This is a genomic window from uncultured Massilia sp., from assembly GCF_913773735.1.
In the GTDB taxonomy this organism is placed as follows: Bacteria; Pseudomonadota; Gammaproteobacteria; order Burkholderiales; family Burkholderiaceae_D; genus Telluria.
The window spans coordinates 85,118-105,632 of record NZ_CAJYEB010000025.1 but is presented as its reverse complement, the minus strand read 5'-3'; the positions used below and the strand labels follow the sequence as shown (position 1 = coordinate 105,632).

Here is a 20,515-nt window from a genome sequence, read left to right as displayed (position 1 = left end):
GTCCGCCGGCCGGTCGCGCCACGCCGCGTCGTTTCCACCGTTTCCACCGTTGCCACCGTTTTCCTCGTTCGCGCCACTGGAGCCATCGCCCATGACCTCGCTGCCGCACCGCCATCTCGCCCTGGCCAGCGCCCTGCTGCTGGCCGCCTTCCTGCTCGTTCTGTGCCTGCGCGGCTTCGGCGACACCAGCACCCTGCTGGTGGCCAGTTCGCTGCTGATGGCCGGCTGCTGCTGGGCCAGCGCCGCCCGGCTGCTCGGTCCCCGCGCCGCGCTGCGCCTGCTGCTGGCGGGCGTCGCCATCGGCTGGGTGGCCGAGGAACTCGGCGCCACGCGCGGCTGGTTCTTCGGCGACTACACCTATACCGACGTGCTCGGGCCGCGCCTGGGCGCGGTGCCGGTCGTGATCCCGCTGATGTGGTTCGCGCTCAGCTACTGCGGCTACGTGATCGCCGACCTGGTCGTCTGGCAGGCGCCGTCGGCCCGCATTCCCGGCCTGCCGATGACGGTGCTGAGCGCGCTGGTCGGCGCCACCGTCGTCACCTGCTACGACCTGGGCGTCGATCCCTACATGGTCTACAAGCTGCGCGCCTGGACCATGGCGCGCACCGACGGCTGGTGGTTCGGCGAGACCGTGCAGGGCTTCGCCGGCTGGATGACGGTGGCGTTCGCGATCCAGCTGGCGTTCCGGCTCTGGCTGCGCCGCCAGCCCGCCACCGCCACCGCCACCGCCACCGCGCCGGCGACCACGCGCCACGTGCTGGTGCCGCTGTCGGTGTACGCCGGCCTGATGCTGTTCCAGGTGTGCCTCGGCTATCCGGTCGAGGCGCGCACCATCGCCCTGTTCGCGATGGGTTTCCCCCTGTTGACCGCCGGCTGCGGCCTGCTGCGCTGGCGCGCCGCGGGCGCCGCGCCGGCGGCCGGCGCCACCCTGAAGGAGGCCGCGTGATGCGCGACGACCCGACCCCATCCGCCGACGACCCCTGCCTGCGCGCCGACCCGCTCGCCGATGCCACGATCGCGCGCGCCCTCGGCCCGGCGGCCGGCGGCGGCCCGGACCTCGACGCCATCGCGCTGCTCAACGGCGAGATCGCGCGCTGGAAGCTGAACGGCGACCTCGACGGCTGGTGCGCCAGCCCCGGCCTGCCGCCGCACATGGCCGCCGCGCTGGAGGACTACGTGGCGGCCGCGCGCGTGCTGCCGGCGTGGGCCGATCCCGCCGCCATCGCGCGCGCCGAGGCCCTGTTCATGGACATGAGCATGGCGTCGTGCACGCTGCTGTTCTGCGCCAGCCTGCCGCAATGCTACGTGGTGCCCGACCTGGCCGCCGTGCTGCACGTGGCCGGGCAGCTCGAGCAGCACACCGACTACCGGGTGCGCTCGACGGCCGCCATGATCTTCCCCGTCATGATGCGCGGCGGGATGACGGCGCCGGACGGCGGCGGCATCGCCCAGGCGCTCAAGGTGCGCCTGATCCACGCCACCATCCGCCACTTGGTCCTGCGCGGCGCGCCGGCCGACGCCATGGTGGCGCCGCGCCGCCTGCCGCGCATCGCCGCGCGCGGCGCCGGCCTGCACCACCTGCTGTATGCGCAGGGCTGGGACATCGACCGCCTCGGCCTGCCCTGCAACCAGGAAGAGCTGGCCTACACGCTGCTGACCTTCGGCTACGTGTTCGTGGACGGCATGCGCCGCCTCGGCATCCCCGCCGCCTCCGCCGACGAAGCGGCCTACCTGCATGCCTGGAACGTGCTGGGCCACGTGCTCGGCATCGAGCGCGCGCTGATGGCCGACACGATGGACCGGGCGCGCGCGCTGTTCGAGGACATCCAGGCGCGCAACCGCGACAGCGTGCGCCGGCCCGACCCGCGCCCGGCGCTGGCGGCCGACCTGGTGGCGGCGATGCAGCGCTACATTCCGCTGGGCCTGCTCAAGCCCTTCCCGGTGCTGCTGACGCGCCGCCTGTGCGGCGCGCGCGCGTCGCGCGACCTGGGCCTGGACGGCAAGGTGTCGCTGCCGGCACGGCTGGCGTTCGCCGCCTGCGCGGGCCTGGCGCGCGGGCTCGACGCGCTGGCGCGGCCGCTGTGGCCGGGCTTCTCGCTGGCGCGCCTGGCCACGCGCGTGCTCGGCTACCACCTGACCGTGCGCCTGCTGATGGACCAGACACGCCCGCTCAAGCTGCCCGACGCCCTGCTCGACCGGGTGCATGCCACGGTGCAGGGCTGGCAGGCCGATCCGCGCGCGCCGCGCTGGATGGTCCGGCTCGAAGACCGCCTCACCGGCCGCAGCGGAGGACGCGCGCGATGACCCGTTTCCCGTCCTCGCCGCGCATCGCGCGCGCCCCGCAGTGGCTGGCGCGGTGGCCGGTGCCGTCGTTGGTGCCGTCGTTTGTGCCGTCGCTGGTGCCGTCGTTGGCGTCATTACTGGCGCTATGCCTGCTGCAATGCCTGGCGCTGGCGATGTCGCCGGCGCGCGCCGCCGGCATCCCGGTGGCGTCCGCCGCCCCGCTCGTGCTGGACGAGCGCGCGCCGCACGTCGAGGCCTGGCCGGCGGCGACCGTGCTGCGCGATCCCGACGGCCGCCTGCAGGCCACGGAAGTGCTGGCCGCGCCCGAGCGCTTCGCGACGCCGTCGGGCGCCTACGCCACGCTGGGCATGGAAAAGGGGCCGGTGTGGGTGCGCGTGCCGCTGCAGGTCGGGGACGGCGGCGACGGCCGCTGGATCGCGAAGCTCGATTTCGGCCTGCTCAACCGCGTCGACCTCTACCTGGCGCGCGCCGGCCGCATCGAGCAGCACGCGGTGGCCGGCACCGGCCAGGCCCCGCAGGGCGCGCTCGGCGGCCGCGTGGCCGCGTTCGGCCTGACGCTGGAACCGGGCGCGCACTACGAGGTGCTGGTGCGCGTCGACACCAACGGGCCGAAGATCCTGCCGCTCAGCTTCGAGCGGCCCGACGCCTTCCTGGGGCGCGAGCTCGACGAGCAGATGCTGCAGGGCCTGCTGGCCGGCCTCACGCTGTGCCTGCTGCTGTACAGCCTGGCCCAGGCGGTCAACCTGCGCCAGACCCTGTTCGCCAAGTACGCGCTGCTGATCGGCGGCCTGGGCCTGTACAACTTCGCCTATTTCGGCCTGGGCGCCCAGTACCTGTGGGGCGGCAACGCATGGGCCACCACGCGCGGCACCGCCACCATTTCCCTGCTGTGCGCCTGCGGCGCCTACCTGTTCGTCGGCAGCGCCCTGCCGCGCCCCGGCCTGGACCGCATCTTCAAGCGCCTGATGACCACCGGCGCCGCGCTGTGCATGCTGTCCTCGGTCGTGTTCGCGGCCGGCCTGCTCGACGACGAGCAGGTGGTCGCGATCATCAGCACGCTGGGCATCATGCCGATGCTGCTCGGCCTGCCCGGCGCCTTCCGCCGTGCGCGCCGCGGCGACCACGTCGGCACCTATTTCCTGGCCGGCTGGGCCGTTAGCTTCGGCACCTCGGTGATCGGCGCCGAAGTCATCAAGGGCAACCTGGACGCGACGTTCTGGACCCTGCACGCGACCCAGTTCGGCGGTACCTTCGACATGGTGGTGTTCATGCGCATCCTGGGCCTGCGCACCAAGGGCATCCAGGACGCCATGGTGCGCGCCGAGGCCGCGACCCGCATGAAGTCGGAGTTCCTGGCCAACATGAGCCACGAGATCCGCACCCCGATGAACGCGATCATCGGCATGAGCCGGCTGGCGCTGATGGCCGACCCCAACCCCAAGCTGCGCAACTACCTCGGCAAGATCCTCGGCGCCGGCGAACACCTGCTGGGCATCGTCAACGACATCCTCGACTTTTCCAAGATCGAGGCCGGCCGCATGACCGTCGACCGCGTGCCCTTCGACCTCGACGAGATGCTCGAGCACCTGTCCAGCCTGAGCGCCATCAAGCTCGACGCCCGCCGCGTCGAACTGGTGTTCAGCGTGGCGCGCGGCGTGCCGACGCGCCTGGTCGGCGATCCGCTGCGCCTGGGCCAGGTGCTGGTCAACCTCACCAGCAACGCCGTCAAGTTCACCGAGGACGGCGAGATCGTCGTCGCCGTCGAGGTCGCCCAACGCGGCGAGGACCAGACGGTGCTGCGCTTTTCCGTCAGCGACACCGGCATCGGCATGGATGCCGAGCAGCTGGCGCGCCTGTTCCAGTCCTTCACGCAGGCCGACAGCTCCGTCACGCGCAAGTACGGCGGCACCGGCCTGGGCCTGTCGATCTCCAGGCAGCTCGTCGAGCTGATGGGCGGCACCATCGACGTCAGCAGCACGCCGGGCGTCGGCAGCCGCTTCAGCTTCACCGTCCCGCTGGGCATCGCCGCGGCCGACAGCACGACGACGCCGCTGTCGGCCGCCGCGCTGCAGCGCATGCGCGTGATGGTCGTCGACGACAGCGCCAGCGCGCGCGACGCCCTGGTCGAGATGCTGCGCGGCTTCGGCATCCACGCCGACGCCGCCGCGTCCGGCGAGGAATCGCTGGAGCGCCTGGCCGCCGCCATGGACGCCAACGCGCCGTACCAGGTCGTGCTGATGGACTACCTGATGCCCGGCTGGGACGGCGTCGAGACCATCCGCCGCATCCGCGCCGACCGCAGGTTCGCCGCCCCGCCGGCGATCCTGATGATCAGCGCCTGGACCCGCGAGGGCGTGCTGCAGCGCGAGGGCGAACTGCCGCTGTCCGGCTTCCTCACCAAGCCGGTCGGCCCGGCGCTGCTGTACCACAGCCTGGTGCAGGTGCTGCGCCCGGAGCTGGCGGGGCACGGCGCGCCCGATGGCGGCCGGGATGCCGGCGGCGCGGTCGCGGCGTCCGAGCTGGACCGCCTGGACGGCGCGCGCATCCTGCTGGTGGACGACAACGCCAACAACCGCGAGGTGGCGGTCGACTTCCTGGCGGTCGCGCGCCTGCGCGTGGACGTCGCCACCGACGGCGCCCAGGCCGTGGAGATGGTGCGCGCGCACGACTACGACCTGGTGCTGATGGACATCCAGATGCACGGCATGGACGGGCTGTCGGCCGCGCGCCTGATCCGCGCCATGCCCGGACGCGCCACGCTGCCGATCGTGGCGATGACGGCGCACGCGATGGCGGGCGACCGCGAGAAGAGCCTGGAAGCCGGCATGAACGACCACGTGGTCAAGCCGATCGATCCCGACCTGCTGTTCCGCGCCCTGCTCAAGTGGATCGACCCGCGCCGGCTCGCGGGCCGCAGCGTGCCGGCCGCAGCGGCGCCCGCGGCGGCAGCCGTGTCCGCGTCCGTCGCCGGCCTGCCGCCGGTGCGCGGCGTCGACTGGGAGCGCGCGCTGGCCAGCGCCGGCGGCCAGCCGGCGCGCCTGCACAAGCGCGTCGCCGGCTTCCTGCAGGAATATGGCGCCGCGCCGCAGCGCATGCGCGACGCGCTGGCCGGCGGCGACTACGCGCCGCTGCAGACGCTGGCGCACAACCTGAAGTCGGGCGCGACCTACCTGGGCATGGCGCCGCTGGCGGCGTTGGCCGGCGCGCTGGAGCAGGACCTGCGCGCCGGCCGCCTTGAGCGCATCGCCACGCTGGCGCCCGACCTGGTGGTCATGCTCGACGGCGCGCTGGAGGGACTGGCGCGGGTGCGCGCGCTGGCCGCCGCGCGCCAGCAGGGAGGCGAGCATGCCCCCGTGCGCGATCCCCGCGCGCCGCTGGCGCGCCTGCGCGACTTCCTGCGCACCGACGACGCCCGCGCCGACGACGCGCTGGCCGAACTCGAAGCGCTGCTGGGCGGCGCCCACGACAACCTGGTGGCGCCGCTGCGCACGGCCGTCGACGACATCGAATACGATGCCGCGCTGGCGCGGCTCGAACTGCTGGAAGCGGCGCTCGATGCCGGCGCCCGCACGGGAGCGCCGCCATGACATTGACCGAACCGCAAAAGGTGCTGGTCGCCGACGACGACCCGGTCAACCGCCAGGTGCTGGCCGAACTGCTCAAGCCGGAGTACACGGTATTGCTGGCCAAGAACGGCGAGCAGGCGCTGGAACGGGCGGCGCGCCACGCGCCCGACCTAGTGCTGCTGGACGTGATGATGCCCGACCTGAGCGGCTACGAAGTCCTGCGGCGGCTGCGCGCCGACCCGCACACCGAACGCATCTCGGTGATCTTCATTTCCGGACTGGACCGCCCGGAGGACGAGGCCAACGGCCTCAAGATGGGCGCCTCGGACTACATCGCCAAGCCGTTCAACGCCACCGTCGTGATGGCGCGCGTGGCGCTGCACCTGCAGCTGGCGCGCCAGCGCCACATGCTGGAGCGCCTGGCCAACGTCGACGGCCTGACCGAGCTGGCCAACCGGCGCCGCTTCGACGAACTGTATGCGATGGAATGGCAGCGTGCCCAGCGCAACGGCTGGCCGCTGTCGGTGGCCCTGCTCGACATCGACTGCTTCAAGCAGTACAACGACACGTACGGCCACCCGGCCGGCGACCGCGCCCTGCGCGCGGTGGCGCGCAGCACCGGCACCTGGCTGCGCCGTCCGGCCGACCTGGCGGCGCGCTACGGCGGCGAGGAACTGGTGCTGATGATGCCGCAGACGACGGCCGTCCATGCGCGCGTCGCCGCCGACGAGCTGCGCGCCGCCGTCGCCGCGCTGCAGATCGCGCACGAGGGCTCGCTGGCGGCCCCGGTGGTCACCGTCAGCATCGGCGGCGCCACGCTGGGCCAGGACGGCATGGAGAGCGCCGCCGAACTGTTCGAGGCGGCCGACGCCCAGCTGTACCGCGCCAAGCAGGACGGCCGCAACCGCGTGGCCTGGCGCGACGTGGCCGCCTGAATCCGCCCGGGCCGACTCCGCCGGCAGGGGACCGTCGGCCTGATGCGCCCGCGCTCAGGCGCGCGGCCGGCCTTCCAGTGTCGACACGACCAGCAGGCCGCCCACCATGCAGACATGCTCCATGAACGTGATCAGCTCGGCGTGGCGGGCCGCGCCGGCGGCGTGCCAGAAGCCGTGGTAGAGCACCGTCGCCAGCGCCGTGAAGGCGGCCAGCGCCCAGCATGCGGGACGCAGCCAGCGCCCCAGCATGACGGCGGCGCCGGCCGCCACCTGCAGCAGGATGGTCAGCCCCAGCGTCAGGGCGGGAAACGGCAGGCCGCCGCCCGCCACTTCCTGCAGCGCGCCGGACCAGCCCTGGATCTTGTCGATGCCGGCCCAGACGAACAGGACGCCCACCATCAGGCGGCCGGCCGTGCGCACCGCGCGGTCGAGGGAGCCGGGCCGGTCGGCGGCGGACGCGGTGGCGGACGTGGTGGACGTGGTGGACGTGGTGGACGGGGCGGATACGGTCATGGGGTCTCCTTGCGAAAGCGGCGCCACGCGCGAAGGTCGGGCGGGATGCCCAATCTACACCGCCGCCACGCGGCCCGGCTCCTCCTTTCGCAGGATTCGCAGCGCGACGGCGGCGTCCGCTGTCATCATGCCGACATCTGCGCGCGGTAGGATGGCGCCGTCTTCTCACAGGACACTCTCGACTTTCGTCCGTCGGCGTTGCAGCGCCGGCGGATTTTTTTTGGCGCCGTACGCGTCGATCGTGCGAACCGGGCCCGGTCCCGGCGGGTCATACCCGTTGTCGCGGTAAGACATGGAGAGACGGCGATGCCGGCTCGGGCGTGCGATGACGCATTGGCCGCACCTGAAGCGCTATCGCTGTGCACGCAAGCGCCGTGCGGCCAGGATGGTCGCGCGACCCCGCAGAGGTGACGGGCTGGCAGCGGCTGCCGGACGGCGTGCCGCGTTAGCGCGAACAGCGCCTTTTTCGGCGCAAACCTTACGTAAATGTAATCCGCCTGTCCGTTTTGCGTCGGTAAATATCGTTCACAATGCTCGCAGCATCGCCCTGACGGGCGCCCACGACGCAACGGAAGATTCCAGCATGACCAAGCACCTGCCGGCCGAACACGCGGACACGGCCCTCCAGCACCTCGTTTCCTCCCGCCCCGCCACGCCGGCGCGGCCCGCGGCGCGCGCCGGCGCGCCCGTCGTCGCGCTCGTCCTCGCGCTCGCCGCCGGCTTCGTCCTCGTCACGCTGTACGTGCTGTCGCTGCGCACGCTGGTGCCGCCCGACGAAGGCCGCTACGCCGAGATGGCGCGCGAGATGTTCGCCGGCGGCGACTGGATCACCACGCGCCTGAACGGCATCAAGTATTTCGAGAAGCCGCCGCTGCAGACCTGGATGAACGCCCTCACCTTCGCCGCCTTCGGCCTGGGCGAGTGGCAGGCGCGCCTGTGGACGGGGCTGTGCGCCATCTTCGGCGTGCTGATGACGGGCCTTGCCGGCGCGCGCGTGTTCGGCGCGCGCACCGGCCTGCATGCGGCGCTGGTGCTCGGCGCCTGCCTGTACTGGGTGGCCGGCGGCCAGGTCGATTCGCTCGACATGGGATTGTCCGCGATGATGACGCTGGCGCTGTGCGCCCTGCTGCTGGCCCAGCGTCCCGGCATCGGGGAACGCGCTCGCCGCCACTGGATGCTGGCCTGCTGGGCCGGCATGGCGCTGGCCGTGCTGGCCAAGGGACTGATCGGGATCGTGCTGCCCGGCGCCGCGCTGGTCGCCTATGCGCTCGCCGCGCGCGACACCGGCATCTGGAAGCGCCTGCACATCGCCCGCGGCCTGCCGCTGTTCCTGCTGGTCGCCGCGCCCTGGTTCGTGCTGGTGGGCCTGCGCAATCCGGAACAGCCGCACTTCTTCTTCATCCACGAGCACGTCGAGCGCTTCCTGCTCAAGGAGCACCACCGCGAGGCGCCGTGGTGGTACTTCCTGGCCCTGCTGGCCGTCGGCAGCATCCCCTGGCTGGGCCTGCTGGCCCACGGCCTGGCGGCCGGCGCGCGCCGCGACGCGGCGGACAGCGCGACCTTCCGCCCGCGCCTGCTGGCGCTGGCCTGGGTCGTCGTCATCGTCGCCTTCTTCTCGGCCTCGAGTTCCAAGCTGCCGGGCTACATCCTGCCGGCGTTCCCCGCGCTGGCCCTGCTGCTGGGCCGTTATGCCGGGGAAGCGCCGCGCCGCGTCCTCGCCGCCAACGCGCTGCTCGCGGGCCTGGCCGGCATCGCCCTGCTGGCGGCGGCGGCCTGCGCCGGCAGCTTCGCGCGCATCCCGGCCGAAGCGGCCGCCTACCGCGCCTGGACGCCCTGGATCGCCGCGGGCGGCCTGGCCATGCTGGGCGGCGCCGGCGCCGCGCTGTGGGACCTGCGGCGCGGCCGGGCCCGGGCCCGCCTGCTCGGCAACGTGGGCGGCCACGTCAGCGGCCACATCAACGGCCACGTCCTGGCGATCGCCCTCGGCGGCTTCCTGGCCGGGCAGCTGCTGATGGCCGGCTTCGGACCGGTGGCGGCGCTGCGCACCGGCGCCAACCTGCTGCCCGCGCTGCGCGCGACGCTGACGCCGGCCACCCGGCTGTACTCGGTGGGCATGTACGAACAGGCGCTGACCTTCTACCTGGGCCGCACCGTGACGCTGGTCGACTACGAGGACGAATTCGCCTTCGGCCTGGCGCAGCAGCCGGAACTGGCGATGCCGACGCTCGACGCCTTCGCCGCGCGCTGGACGCGCGACGCGCGGGCGGGCATCCCGGGCGTGGCGATCATCCGCCCCGACCTGGTCGGGAAGCTGCGCGCGCGGGGTGTGCCGCTGCGCGTGGTGGCGGCCGACGCGCGGCGCAGCGTAATCGCCACGCCGTAGGCCCGGGCGGCGCGCCGGTCGCGCCCCCGTCCCTTGCGCGCAGGAGGCCGCCGCAGGCCGCCGCGTCCGCCACGCTCGCGGCAAACGCGATCCCGTCGCCGCAGCGCAGCGCCAACGACCCGCACATGCGGCGCCCTTCGCGCCGAGGCCATCGCGCCCACATCATCGACACATCCCCTCCCCCCACCCGCGTCACGCCAGCGCCGCGGGCAATCCCCGGCAGCGCCCATAAAAATCATTTGATTTTTTGATCCTCATCAAATGACGGCCTGACGCCAATGCATGCGTGCCCTACATTAACGGTATCGCCCGACGTTGTTCACCGTTCCCGAAAGGAGATCCCATGTACAAGACGATCGTGGTCCATATCGACGGCCAGCCGCGCCAGGACAGCCGCGTGCGCGCGGCCGCGCTGCTGGCCGGGCAGCACCAGGCGCACCTGGTCGGCAGCGCCGCCACCGGCATTTCCTGGCTCGATTATGCGGTCCTGACGGGATCGATGGGTGCGCCGGCGCCCGATCCGGACAGGGATTTCCGCGGGCTGCGCGAGGCCGCCGGGGCGCGCCTGGAAGCGTTCCGGCGCGCCGCGCAGCAGCTCGGCGTCGACGCCGTCGAGACCCGCGTGATCGACGACGATGCCCGCTACGCCCTGCTGCTGCAATCGCGCTACGCCGACCTCGTCGTGCTCAGCCAGGATCCGGCCACGCCGGCGCAGGCGGACGATGGCGGCCTCGCGCCGCACGTGCGCGGCCTGCCCGAATTCCTGGCGCTGCACGGCGCGCGGCCGGTACTGGTGGTGCCGCCATCCTACGGCGGCCTGCCGATCCCGGGCCGCGCCGTGGTCGGCTGGGACGGCAGCCTGCAGGCGCTGCGCGCGATCGGCGCCGCCCTGCCGCTGCTGCGGCAGGCGGACAGCGTCGAGCTGGCCCTCGTCAACCCGGACGAGCTGTCCGAGCTGCACGGCGAGCAGCCCGGCGCCGACATGGCCCTGTACCTGGCGCGCCAGGGCGTGCGCGTCGACGTCGTCCTGGAACGCACCGTCTCCACCGCCGGCGACGCGCTGCTGGCGCTGGCGCGCGACTGCGGCGCCGGCCTGGTGGTCGCGGGCGCCTACGGCCACAGCCGCTACCGCGAATGGGTGCTGGGCGGGGTGACGCGCGCATTGCTCGCGCGCTGCCCGGTGCCCCTGCTGCTCGCCCACTGACAGGACCGGCCCCGCCAGGGCGCGGCGGACACGGCAGGCGATGGCGGTGCGCCCGGCCGCCGGCCATCGCCGGCCATGCATGCCAACCATGGCGGCCCGGGGCCGGGCCGCGAAAGGAAACAACGATGTGCTACAAGACCATCCTCGTCCATGCGGACCTGGCCGCCGCGGCCGACGAGCGCCTGCGCCTGGCCGCGCGGCTGGCGCGCACCTTCGCCGCGCACCTGGTCGGCGCCGCCGCGACCGGCGTGTCGCGCTTCGTGCCGCCGCAGGTGCTGGCGCACGGCGGCCCCGCGCTGGCCACGTGCTGCGCCGCGCTGCGCGCCGACGCACGGGAAGCGCTGGAACGCTTCGAACGCGTCGCGCGCGCGGAAGACGTCGCCTCCTTCGAGGCGCGCCTGGTCGACGACGACATCGACGGCGGCCTGGCGCTGCAGGCGCGCTATGCCGACCTGGCCATCGTCGGCCAGCCGGAACACGGCATCGTGGCGCCGCCGGCCTCGGGCGACCTGCCGGCGCAGCTCCTGCTGCACGCGGGGCGGCCGCTGCTGGTGCTGCCGCGCGCGGGCCGGCACGCCGGCCTGGACGGCGCGGCGCTGGTGGCGTGGGACGGCAGCACCGCCGCGACCCGCGCCGTCACCGCCGCCCTGCCCCTGCTGCGCCGCGCGCGCGCCGTCACCGTGCTGCACGTCGAGGCGCACGGGCCGGCGCCGCGCATCGACGACGATCCCTGCCTGGCGCTGGCCGGCTGGCTGGCACGCCACGGCATCCGCACGCACGCCGCCCACGCGGGCGCGCCGCACGGCGTCGGCGCGGCGCTGCTGGCGCATATTGCCCGCGACGACGCCGGCCTGCTCGTCATGGGCGCCTACGGCCGCCCGCGCCTGCGCGAACGCCTGCTCGACGGGACGACGGAGGCGCTGCTGCGCGCCACCACGGTCCCGACCCTCCTCGCCCACTAGCCCGCACGCCGCCATGAACAATCCGCATCCGCTCCCCATCGCCGCCCCCGCCGCTGTCCCGGTTCCCGAATTGCCGCGCGACCTGCCCGGCGCCGCGCCCGGCCCGGCCGCCAGCGCGGACATCGAGGCGCCCACCACCGCCGACCGCCTGCTGCATGCCGCCATGGGCCGGCTGACGTCGGGCATCTCCCCGGCCGCGCTGACGCTGGCCTGGATGGACTGGGCCCTGCACCTGGCCCAGTCGCCGGGCAAATGGGCGCGCCTGTGCGAGAAGGCCGTGCGCAAGGGCGGACGCTTCGGCCAGTACGCGACGCGCGCGCTGGCCGGCACGCCGGAACCCTGCATCGCGCCGCTGCCGCAGGACCGCCGCTTCGACGACGCGGCCTGGCAGCGCTGGCCGTTCAATGCGATCCACCAGGGTTTCCTGCTCAACCAGCAGTGGTGGCACAACGCGACGACCGGCATCGGCGGGGTTTCGCCGCACCACGAACAGGTGGTGTCGTTCGCCGCGCGCCAGTTGCTCGACATGGTCTCGCCGGTCAACTTCGTGGCGACCAATCCGCAGGTGCTGCAGGCGACGGCGGCGGAAGGCGGCATGAACCTGCTGCGCGGGGCCGCCAACCTGGCCGAGGACTGGCGCCGCCAGGCCGCCGGCAAGGCGCCGGCCGGCGCCGAGGACTTCGTGCCCGGCAGGACCGTGGCCGCCACGCCCGGCCGCGTCGTGCTGCGCAACCGCTTGGTCGAACTGATCCAGTACGCGCCCGCCACGCCCGACGTGCAGGCCGAACCCGTGCTGGTGGTGCCGGCCTGGATCATGAAGTACTACATCCTCGATCTCTCGCCGGGGAATTCGCTGGTGCGCTACCTGGTCGGGCGCGGCCACACGGTCTTCATGATCTCCTGGCGCAATCCCACCGAGGCCGACCGCGACCTCGGCATGGACGACTACCTGCGGCTGGGCGTGCTGGCGGCGCTCGACGCCGTGTCCGCCATCGTCCCCGACCGCCGCATCGACACGGTCGGCTACTGCCTGGGCGGCACGCTGCTGGCGATCGCCGCGGCCTGGCTGGCGCGCCGGCGCGACGCGCGCATCAACACGATGACACTGCTGGCCGCGCAGACCGACTTCACCGAGGCCGGCGAACTGACGCTGTTCGTCGACGACAGCGAACTCGACTACCTGGAAGACATCATGTGGCGCCAGGGCTACCTGCAGACACGCCAGATGGCGGGCGCATTCGAGCTGCTGCGCTCGAACGACCTGGTGTGGTCGCGCGCGGTCAACGACTACCTGCTCGGCCGGCGCCGGCCGATGAACGACCTGATGGCATGGAACGCCGACGCCACGCGCATGCCGTTCCGCATGCACAGCGAATACCTGCGCCGCCTGTTCCTGAAGAACGACCTGTTCGAGGGACGCTACCGGGTCGACGGCCAGCCGGTGGCGCTGGCCGACATCCGCGTCCCGTGCTTCGTGGTGGCCACCGAGACCGACCACGTGGCGCCCTGGAAGTCGGTCTACAAGATCAACCTGGTGGCCGACGCCGACGTCACCTTCGTGCTCACCAGCGGCGGCCACAACGCCGGCATCGTCAGCGAGCCCGGGCACCGCGGCCGCCACTTCCGCAGCGCCCGGCGCAGCGACGGCGACAGCTACGTGGCCCCGGAGGACTGGGCCGCCGCGACGCCGCCGCGCGCGGGATCGTGGTGGCCGGCCTGGGCCGACTGGCTGGCGGCGGCCGGCAGCGGCCGCGTGGCGCCGCCGCCGATGGGCAATCCGCAGCGCGGCCTGGCGCCGCTGGAGCCGGCGCCCGGACGCTATGTCTTCCAGCGCTGAGGGACACGCGATGGACACGATCGAGAACCGCACCTTCGACGAGCTGCGCGTGGGCGACAGCGCCAGCCTGACGCGCACGCTGACGCGCAAGGACATCGCGCTGTTCGCCGTGATGTCGGGCGACGTCAATCCCGCCCACGTGGACGACGAGTACGCGCGCAGCGACATGTTCCACAAGGTGATCGCGCACGGGATGTGGAGCGGCGCGCTGGTCTCCACGGTGCTGGGCACGCTGCTGCCCGGTCCGGGCACGATCTACCTGGGCCAGTCGCTGCGCTTCCTCAAGCCGATCGGCCTGGGCGACAGCGTCACCGTGACCCTGACCGTCACCCGGCTCGAGCCGGACAAGCGCCGGGTCGCGCTCGACTGCGCCGTGACCAACCAGGACGGCCAGCGGGTCGTGGCCGGCACCGCCGACGTCATCGCGCCGGCCGAGAAAGTGGCGCGCCCGCGCGTGGCCCTGCCCGAGGTCAGCCTGCGCGCGCCGGGCACGCACTACCGCGCGCTGCTGGCGGCGGCCGGCGCCGCGCCGCGCGTGACCACGGCCGTGGTCCACCCGGTCGACGCCGCGTCGCTGCGCGGCGCCCTCGACGCGGCCGCGCACGGCCTGGTCGAACCGGTGCTGGTGGGTCCGGTCGCGCGCATCCGCCAGGCGGCCGCCGCCGCCGGCGCCGGCCTGGACGGCGTGCGCCTGGTCGACGTCCCGCACAGCCAGGCCGCGGCCGAGGCGGCGGTGGCGCTGGCGCGGGCCGGCGAGGTGCAGGCCCTCATGCAGGGCGCCCTGTCCAGCCGCGAACTGCTGCGCGCCGTGCTGGAGCGCGAGCGCGGCCTGCGCACCGGCCGGCGCATCAGCCACGTGTACGCGGCCGACGTGCCGGCCTGCCCGCGTCCGCTCCTGATCACGGACGCCGCGATCAACATCCGCCCGACGCTCGAACACAAGCGCGACATCGTGCAGAACGCGGTCGACCTCGCGCAGGCGCTGGGCATCGCGGCGCCGCGCGTCGCCATCCTGTCGGCCCTCGAGACGGTGTACGCGAAGCTTCCCTCGACCATCGAGGCGGCGGCGCTGTGCAAGATGGCCGAGCGCGGCCAGATCGGCGGCGCGCTCGTCGACGGGCCGATGGCCTTCGACCTGGCCGTCGCGGACGAGGCGGCGGCCGGGCGCGGCTTCACGTCGCCGGTCGCGGGCCGGGCCGACATCCTGGTGGTGCCGGACCTGGAGGCCGGCGACATGCTGGCCAGGCAGCTCGCCTACCTGGCCGACGCCCAGGTGGCCGGCATCGTGCTGGGCGCGCGCGTGCCCATCGTGCTGGCCGGCCGCGGCGACGGTCCGCTGGCGCGGCTCGCCTCGTGCGCGCTGGCCGCCCTGCTGGCGCGCCGCGCGCTGGTCGCGGCGGCGGCGCCATCGGTGGCGCAAGGAACGGAGCAAGGACCGGCACAAGGGACGGTGCAATGAGCGCCCCCCGCATCCGCGGCTGGGCCGCGCGGCTGGCGGCACCGGCGCTGTGCCTGGCCGTCGGCGCCTGCGCCACCGCTCCCGAGGCGCCGCTGCCGCCGGCGCCGCTGCCCGCCGCCTATCCCGACAGCCGCGCGGACGGCGGGGCGGACGCGCCCGCGCTGCCCGCATGGCGCGACTTCTTCCTGGACGCGGAGCTGCGCCGCATCCTCGCCGTGGCGCTGGACAACAGCCGCGACCTGCGCGCGGCCGAGCTGCGCGTGCGCGAGGCGGCGGCCGCCTACGACGTCCAGCGCAGCGGACGCTACCCGTTCGTGGCCGCCAGCCTGGCCGGCACGCGCGCGCAGGTGGCGCCGGCCCAGAGTCCCACCGGCCGCTCGATGCTCGGCAACCAGTTCCAGGCCGGCATCGGCTTCGCCGACTGGGAACTGGACCTGTGGGGTCGCCTGCGCAGCCTGAACCGCGCCGCCCTCGACGGCTGGCTGGCGGCGGACGCCGCGCGCCGCTTCGCCGGCACGAGCCTGGTCGCGCAGGTCGCGGACGCCTACCTGGGCCTGCGCGAACTGGACGAGCGCCTGGCGCTGGCGCGGCGCACGCTGGCGTCGCGCGACGAGTCCCTGCGCATCTTCCGGCGCCGCCATGCGCTCGGCGCGGCGTCGCGCCTGAACCTGACCCAGGTCGAGCTGCTGCGCCAGCAGGCGCTCGCGCAGGTCGCGCAACTGGAGCAGGCGCGCGCCCAGCAGGCGGCCCTGCTCGACCTGCTGGCGGGCACGCCGGTGACGCTGGCTCCGGCCGCCGGCCCGCTCGGCGACCTGCGGCTGGCGCGCGAACTGGCCCCCGGCCTGCCGTCGGCACTGCTGCAGGAACGCGCGGACGTCGTGGCCGCCGAACACGCGCTGCGCGCCGCGCGCGCCAACGTGCAGGCCGCGCGCGCCGCGTTCTTCCCGCGCATCGCCCTGACCGCGTCGGCCGGCGCGGCCAGCACGGCGCTCGACAGCCTGTTCGAGCGCGACAGCCGCGCCTGGACCGTCGCGCCGGCGCTGGCGCTGCCGGTCTTCAACGGCGGGCGCCTGGCGGGCCAGCTGGGCGTGTCCGAAGCGCGCCGCGAGCAGGCGCTGGTCCAGTACGAGCGCGCCATCCAGGGCGCGTTCCGCGACGTGGCGGATGCGCTCGCGGCCCGGCGCTGGCTGTCCGGCCAGGCGCAGGCGCTGCAGGCGACCGTGCTGCTGCAGGGCGAGCGCGCGCGCGTGGCCAAGCTGCGCTACGACAGCGGCGCCGCCGCCTACCTCGAGGTGCTGGACGCGGAACGCGAGCGCTTCGGCGCCGAGCAGCAACTGGTGCAACTGCAGCGCCAGCAATTGTCGGCCCAGGTGGCGCTGTACCGCGCCCTCGGCGGCGGCGCGCGGCGCCTGCCCGAGCTGGCGCCGGCGCATGACGAATGACCGATCCGGATGGCGCAGGGAGATACGACGCATGGATGAACGACGCATGGATGAACGACGCATGGACAAGCGCCACCGGCTGGCGATGGCGGGACTGGCCGCGGTACTGCTCGCCGCGGCGGCATGGGGCGTCGCCGCGTGGCGCCCCTGGGCCGGCCACGACGATGCGGCCGGCTTCGTGAGCGGCAACGGGCGGATCGAGGCGACCGAGATCGACGTGGCGACCAAGGTCGCGGGGCGCGTGCGCGAGATCGTCGCGCAGGAAGGCGATTTCGTGCAGGCCGGCCAACTGCTCGCGCGCATGGACACGCGCAGCATGCAGGCCCAGCGCGAGGAAGCGCTGGCGCGCCAGGCGCAGGCGCTGGCCGCGCTGGCCGGCGCGCGCGCCGAGGTCACGCTGCGCGAGAGCGACCGCGACGCCGCGCAGGCGCTGGTCGGCCAGCGCGCCAGCGACCTGGACGCCGCGCGGCGGCGCCTGGTGCGCTCGCAGGCGCTGTCCGAAGACGGCGCGTCCTCGCTGCAGGAACTGGACGACGACCGCGCCCGGGTCGACGGCACGCTGGCCGCGCTGACGGCCGCGCGCGCGCAGGTACGGGCCGCCGGCGCCGCCGTCGCCGCGGCGCGCACCCAGGTGCTGGCCGCGCGCGCCAACGAAGGCGCCGCGCGCGCCACCGTGGCGCGCATCGACGCCGAACTGGACGACACCGTCCTGAGCGCGCCGCGCGCCGGACGGGTGCAGTACCGCATCGCCCAGCCGGGCGAGGTGCTGGGCGCGGGCGGCAAGGTGCTGAACCTGGTCGACCTGTCCGACGTGTACATGACCTTCTTCCTGCCCGAGACCGTCGCGGGCCGCGTCGGCCTGGGCACCGAGGTGCGCATCGTGCTCGATGCCGCCCCGCAGTACGCGATTCCCGCCACGATTTCCTACGTCGCCAGCACGGCCCAGTTCACGCCCAAGACGGTGGAAACCGCCAGCGAGCGGCAAAAGCTGATGTTCCGGGTGAAGGCGCAGATCGACCGGCGGCTGCTGCAGGCCTACCTGCGCCAGGTGAAGACCGGGGTGCCGGGGGTGGCCTGGGTCAGGCTCGATCCGAAGGCGCCCTGGCCGGCCGCCGTCGCCGGCAAGACGGTGCCATGACGGCCGTCGCCCCGAGCGCGCCGGTGGCCAGGCTGGCCGGGGTCGGGCTGGACTACGGCAAGGTGCGCGCGCTCGACCGGCTCGACCTCGACCTGCCGGCCGGCTGCGTGATCGGCCTGATCGGGCCGGACGGCGTGGGCAAGTCCAGCCTGCTGGCGCTGCTGTCCGGCGCGCGCCGCATCCAGCGCGGCACCGTCATGGCGCTGGGCGGCGACATGGCGTCGCGCCGGCACCGCGAGCGCGTCTGTCCGCGCATCGCCTACATGCCGCAGGGCCTGGGGCGCAACCTCTATCCGACCCTGTCGGTCGAGGAAAACCTGCAGTTCTTCGGACGCCTGTTCGGCCAGGACGGCGCCCAGCGCCGCGCCCGCATCGACCTGCTGGCGCGCAGCACCGGCCTGCATCCCTTCCTGGACCGGCCCGCCGGCAAGCTGTCCGGCGGCATGAAGCAGAAGCTCGGCCTGTGCTGCGCCCTGATCCACGACCCCGACCTGCTGATCCTGGACGAGCCGACCACCGGCGTCGATCCGCTGGCGCGCGCCCAGTTCTGGGAACTGATCGACGCCATCCGCCGCCAGCGCCCCGGCATGAGCGTGATCGTCGCGACCGCCTACATGGACGAGGCGCTGCGCTTCGACTGGCTGGTGGCGATGGACGCGGGCCGCGTGCTGGCCACCGGCGCGCCGGCGGACCTGCTGCGCCGCACCGGCGCCGCTTCGCTCGAGGCGGCCTTCGTCGCCCTGCTGCCCGTGGAGCGGCGCGCCGGCCAGGCGCCGCTGGAGGTGCCGCCGCTGGCCGCCGACGCCACCGAGATCGCCATCGAGGCCAGGGACCTGACGGTGCGCTTCGGCGACTTCGTCGCGGTGGACGGCGTCGGCTTCCGGATCCGGCGCGGCGAGATCTTCGGCTTCCTCGGCTCGAACGGCTGCGGCAAGTCGACCACGATGAAGATGCTGACCGGCCTGCTGCCGCCCAGCGCCGGCCAGGCCTGGCTGTTCGGCCGTCCGGTGGACGCGCGCGACCTGGCCACCCGGCACCGGGTCGGCTACATGTCGCAGTCGTTCTCGCTGTACGGGGAACTGACGGTGCGCCAGAACCTCGTGCTGCACGCGCGCCTGTTCCACGTGCCGCAGGCGCAGGTCGCGGCCCGCGCGGCGGCGATGGCGGCGCGCTTCGGCCTGGAAGACGTGCTCGACACCCTGCCCGACCGGCTGCCGCTGGGGATGCGCCAGCGCCTGTCGCTGGCCGTCGCGATGGTCCACGGTCCCGAACTGCTGATCCTCGACGAGCCCACCTCGGGCGTCGACCCGCTGGCGCGCGATGCCTTCTGGCGCCTGATGGTCGACCTGGCGCGCCGCGACCGGGTCACGATCTTCATCTCGACCCATTTCATGAACGAGGCGCAGCGTTGCGACAGGATCTCGCTGATGCACGCGGGGAAGGTCCTGGCCTGCGATGCCCCGGCCGCGCTGGTGGCCGCGCGCGGCGCCGCCACGCTGGAGGACGCGTTCATCGCCTGGCTGCGCGACGCCGGCGCCGCCGAGGCCGGCGCGGCGATGCCACCCCCGCAGCCGGCCCCGCAGCCGGCCTCATCCGACGCGCCACCGGCCGCGCCAACGGCGCGGCTGCGGCGCCGGGCGCCGTGGCGGGACGGCGCCGCGCGCGCGTTCACCTACCTCTGGCGCGAGACGCTCGAGCTGCGGCGCGACCCGATCCGCGGCGCGCTGGCCCTGTTCGGCTCCCTGCTGCTGATGTTCGTGATGGGCTTCGGGCTCAGCATGGACGTCGAGAACCTGCGCTTCGCCGTGCTGGACCGCGACGACACGGCGGTCAGCCGCGACTACCTGGCGGCCATCGCGGGATCGCGCTACTTCGTGGCGCGCCCGCCGCTGCGCGACTACGCCGACCTCGACGCGCGCATGCGCGACGGCGACCTGTCGCTGGCGCTGGAGATCCCGTCCGGCTTCGCGCGCGACCTGGCGCACGGACGCCCGGTCGAGGTCGGGGTCTGGGTCGACGGCGCCATGCCGCAGCGCGCCGACACCATCACCGGCTACGTGCAGGGCCTGCACCAGCACTGGCTGGAACAGCGGGCGCAGGAAGGCGGCCTGGCGGGCGCGCTCCCGCCGGCCGCGGTGGAGACGCGCTACCGCTACAACCCGGACGTGCGCAGCCTGCCCGCCATCGTCCCGGCCGTGATCCCCCTGCTGCTGTTGATGCTGCCGGCGATGCTGACCGCCCTGGCCGTGGTGCGCGAAAAGGAGCTCGGCTCGATCGTCAACCTGTACGTGACGCCGACCACGCGCGCCGAGTTCCTGGTCGGCAAGCAGATGCCGTACGTTGCCCTCGCCATGCTGAACTTCCTGGCGATGTGCGGCGCCGCCGTCGCGTGCTTCGGCGTGCCGGTGCGCGGCAGCTTCGGCGCGCTGGCGCTGGCCACGCTGGTGTACGTGCTCGGCACGACCGCGATCGGCCTGCTCGCCTCGGCGCTGACGCGCAGCCAGATCGCGGCGATGTTCTTCACCCTGGTCGGCACCATGCTGCCGGCGATCCAGTTCGCCGGCCTGCTCAATCCGGTGTCCTCGCTGGAAGGATTCGGGCGCCTGGTGGGCCAGGTCTATCCCGCCAGCCACATGCTCGGCATCAGCCGCGGCGTCTTCAGCAAGGCGCTGGACCTGGGCGACCTGCACGGGGCGCTGTGGCCGCTGCTGCTGGCCTATCCCGCGATCCTGGCCGCCGCCATCGCGCTGCTGAAGAAACAGGAGACCTGAC

At 74.0% G+C, this 20,515-nt stretch carries 13 protein-coding genes; 12 read left to right on the top strand and 1 reads right to left on the bottom strand.

Annotation, left to right across the window (positions count from 1 at the left end):
- Positions 1-91 precede the first annotated feature (91 nt).
- From QZ749_RS13200 to QZ749_RS13185, 4 genes are read left to right on the top strand one after another with little or no spacing between them, the layout of a single operon-like run.
- The gene (locus tag QZ749_RS13200; protein WP_296947570.1) at positions 92-946 is read left to right on the top strand and encodes a carotenoid biosynthesis protein; all 855 of its coding nucleotides are present in this window, start codon (positions 92-94) and stop codon (positions 944-946) included.
- Entirely contained in the window at positions 946-2,304 is a 1,359-nt protein-coding gene (locus tag QZ749_RS13195) for an oxygenase MpaB family protein (RefSeq protein WP_296947568.1), read from the top strand. The genes QZ749_RS13200 and QZ749_RS13195 overlap by 1 nt, the downstream gene beginning before the upstream one ends.
- Positions 2,301-5,891 carry a hybrid sensor histidine kinase/response regulator gene (locus tag QZ749_RS13190; RefSeq protein ID WP_296947565.1) on the top strand — a complete coding sequence of 1,197 codons (3,591 nt, stop codon included), beginning with the start codon at positions 2,301-2,303 and terminating at the stop codon, positions 5,889-5,891. Before QZ749_RS13195 ends, QZ749_RS13190 begins: the two co-directional genes overlap by 4 nt.
- Positions 5,888-6,805: a diguanylate cyclase gene (locus QZ749_RS13185; protein WP_296947562.1), complete on the top strand. Its 918-nt coding sequence runs from the start codon at positions 5,888-5,890 to the stop codon at positions 6,803-6,805. Before QZ749_RS13190 ends, QZ749_RS13185 begins: the two co-directional genes overlap by 4 nt.
- Positions 6,806-6,859: 54 nt before the next feature.
- On the opposite strand, the gene QZ749_RS13180 is transcribed toward QZ749_RS13185, so the two are convergent.
- On the bottom strand, positions 6,860-7,318 hold the full coding sequence (locus QZ749_RS13180; RefSeq protein ID WP_296947559.1) for a DoxX family protein: 459 nt from the start codon (positions 7,316-7,318) through the stop codon (positions 6,860-6,862).
- Between the two features lie 583 nt (positions 7,319-7,901).
- On the opposite strand from QZ749_RS13180, the gene QZ749_RS13175 reads away from it, so the two are divergent.
- From QZ749_RS13175 to rbbA, 8 genes are all read left to right on the top strand, one after another.
- A complete protein-coding gene (locus tag QZ749_RS13175) occupies positions 7,902-9,701 on the top strand; it encodes a glycosyltransferase family 39 protein (protein ID WP_296947556.1) in 1,800 nt (599 codons plus the stop codon).
- 343 nt (positions 9,702-10,044) lie between these two features.
- Positions 10,045-10,905 (top strand): universal stress protein, encoded by an 861-nt coding sequence (locus QZ749_RS13170; RefSeq protein WP_296947553.1) that lies wholly within the window; start codon positions 10,045-10,047, stop codon positions 10,903-10,905.
- A gap of 125 nt (positions 10,906-11,030) precedes the next feature.
- Complete coding sequence (locus tag QZ749_RS13165) at positions 11,031-11,867, top strand: universal stress protein (protein ID WP_296947550.1); 837 nt, start codon at positions 11,031-11,033, stop codon at positions 11,865-11,867.
- Between the two features lie 13 nt (positions 11,868-11,880).
- Positions 11,881-13,704 (top strand): alpha/beta hydrolase, encoded by a 1,824-nt coding sequence (locus QZ749_RS13160; protein ID WP_296947548.1) that lies wholly within the window; start codon positions 11,881-11,883, stop codon positions 13,702-13,704.
- Positions 13,705-13,714: 10 nt separating this feature from the next.
- A complete protein-coding gene (locus QZ749_RS13155) occupies positions 13,715-15,163 on the top strand; it encodes a bifunctional enoyl-CoA hydratase/phosphate acetyltransferase (RefSeq protein WP_296947545.1) in 1,449 nt (482 codons plus the stop codon).
- Positions 15,160-16,605, top strand: a complete 1,446-nt coding sequence (locus QZ749_RS13150) for an efflux transporter outer membrane subunit (RefSeq protein ID WP_296947542.1) — start codon at positions 15,160-15,162, stop codon at positions 16,603-16,605. Before QZ749_RS13155 ends, QZ749_RS13150 begins: the two co-directional genes overlap by 4 nt.
- A 46-nt stretch (positions 16,606-16,651) precedes the next feature.
- Entirely contained in the window at positions 16,652-17,743 is a 1,092-nt protein-coding gene (locus tag QZ749_RS13145; protein ID WP_296947540.1) for an HlyD family secretion protein, read from the top strand.
- Positions 17,740-20,514: a ribosome-associated ATPase/putative transporter RbbA gene (gene rbbA, locus QZ749_RS13140; protein WP_296947538.1), complete on the top strand. Its 2,775-nt coding sequence runs from the start codon at positions 17,740-17,742 to the stop codon at positions 20,512-20,514. Before QZ749_RS13145 ends, rbbA begins: the two co-directional genes overlap by 4 nt.
- Position 20,515: the final 1 nt, after the last annotated feature.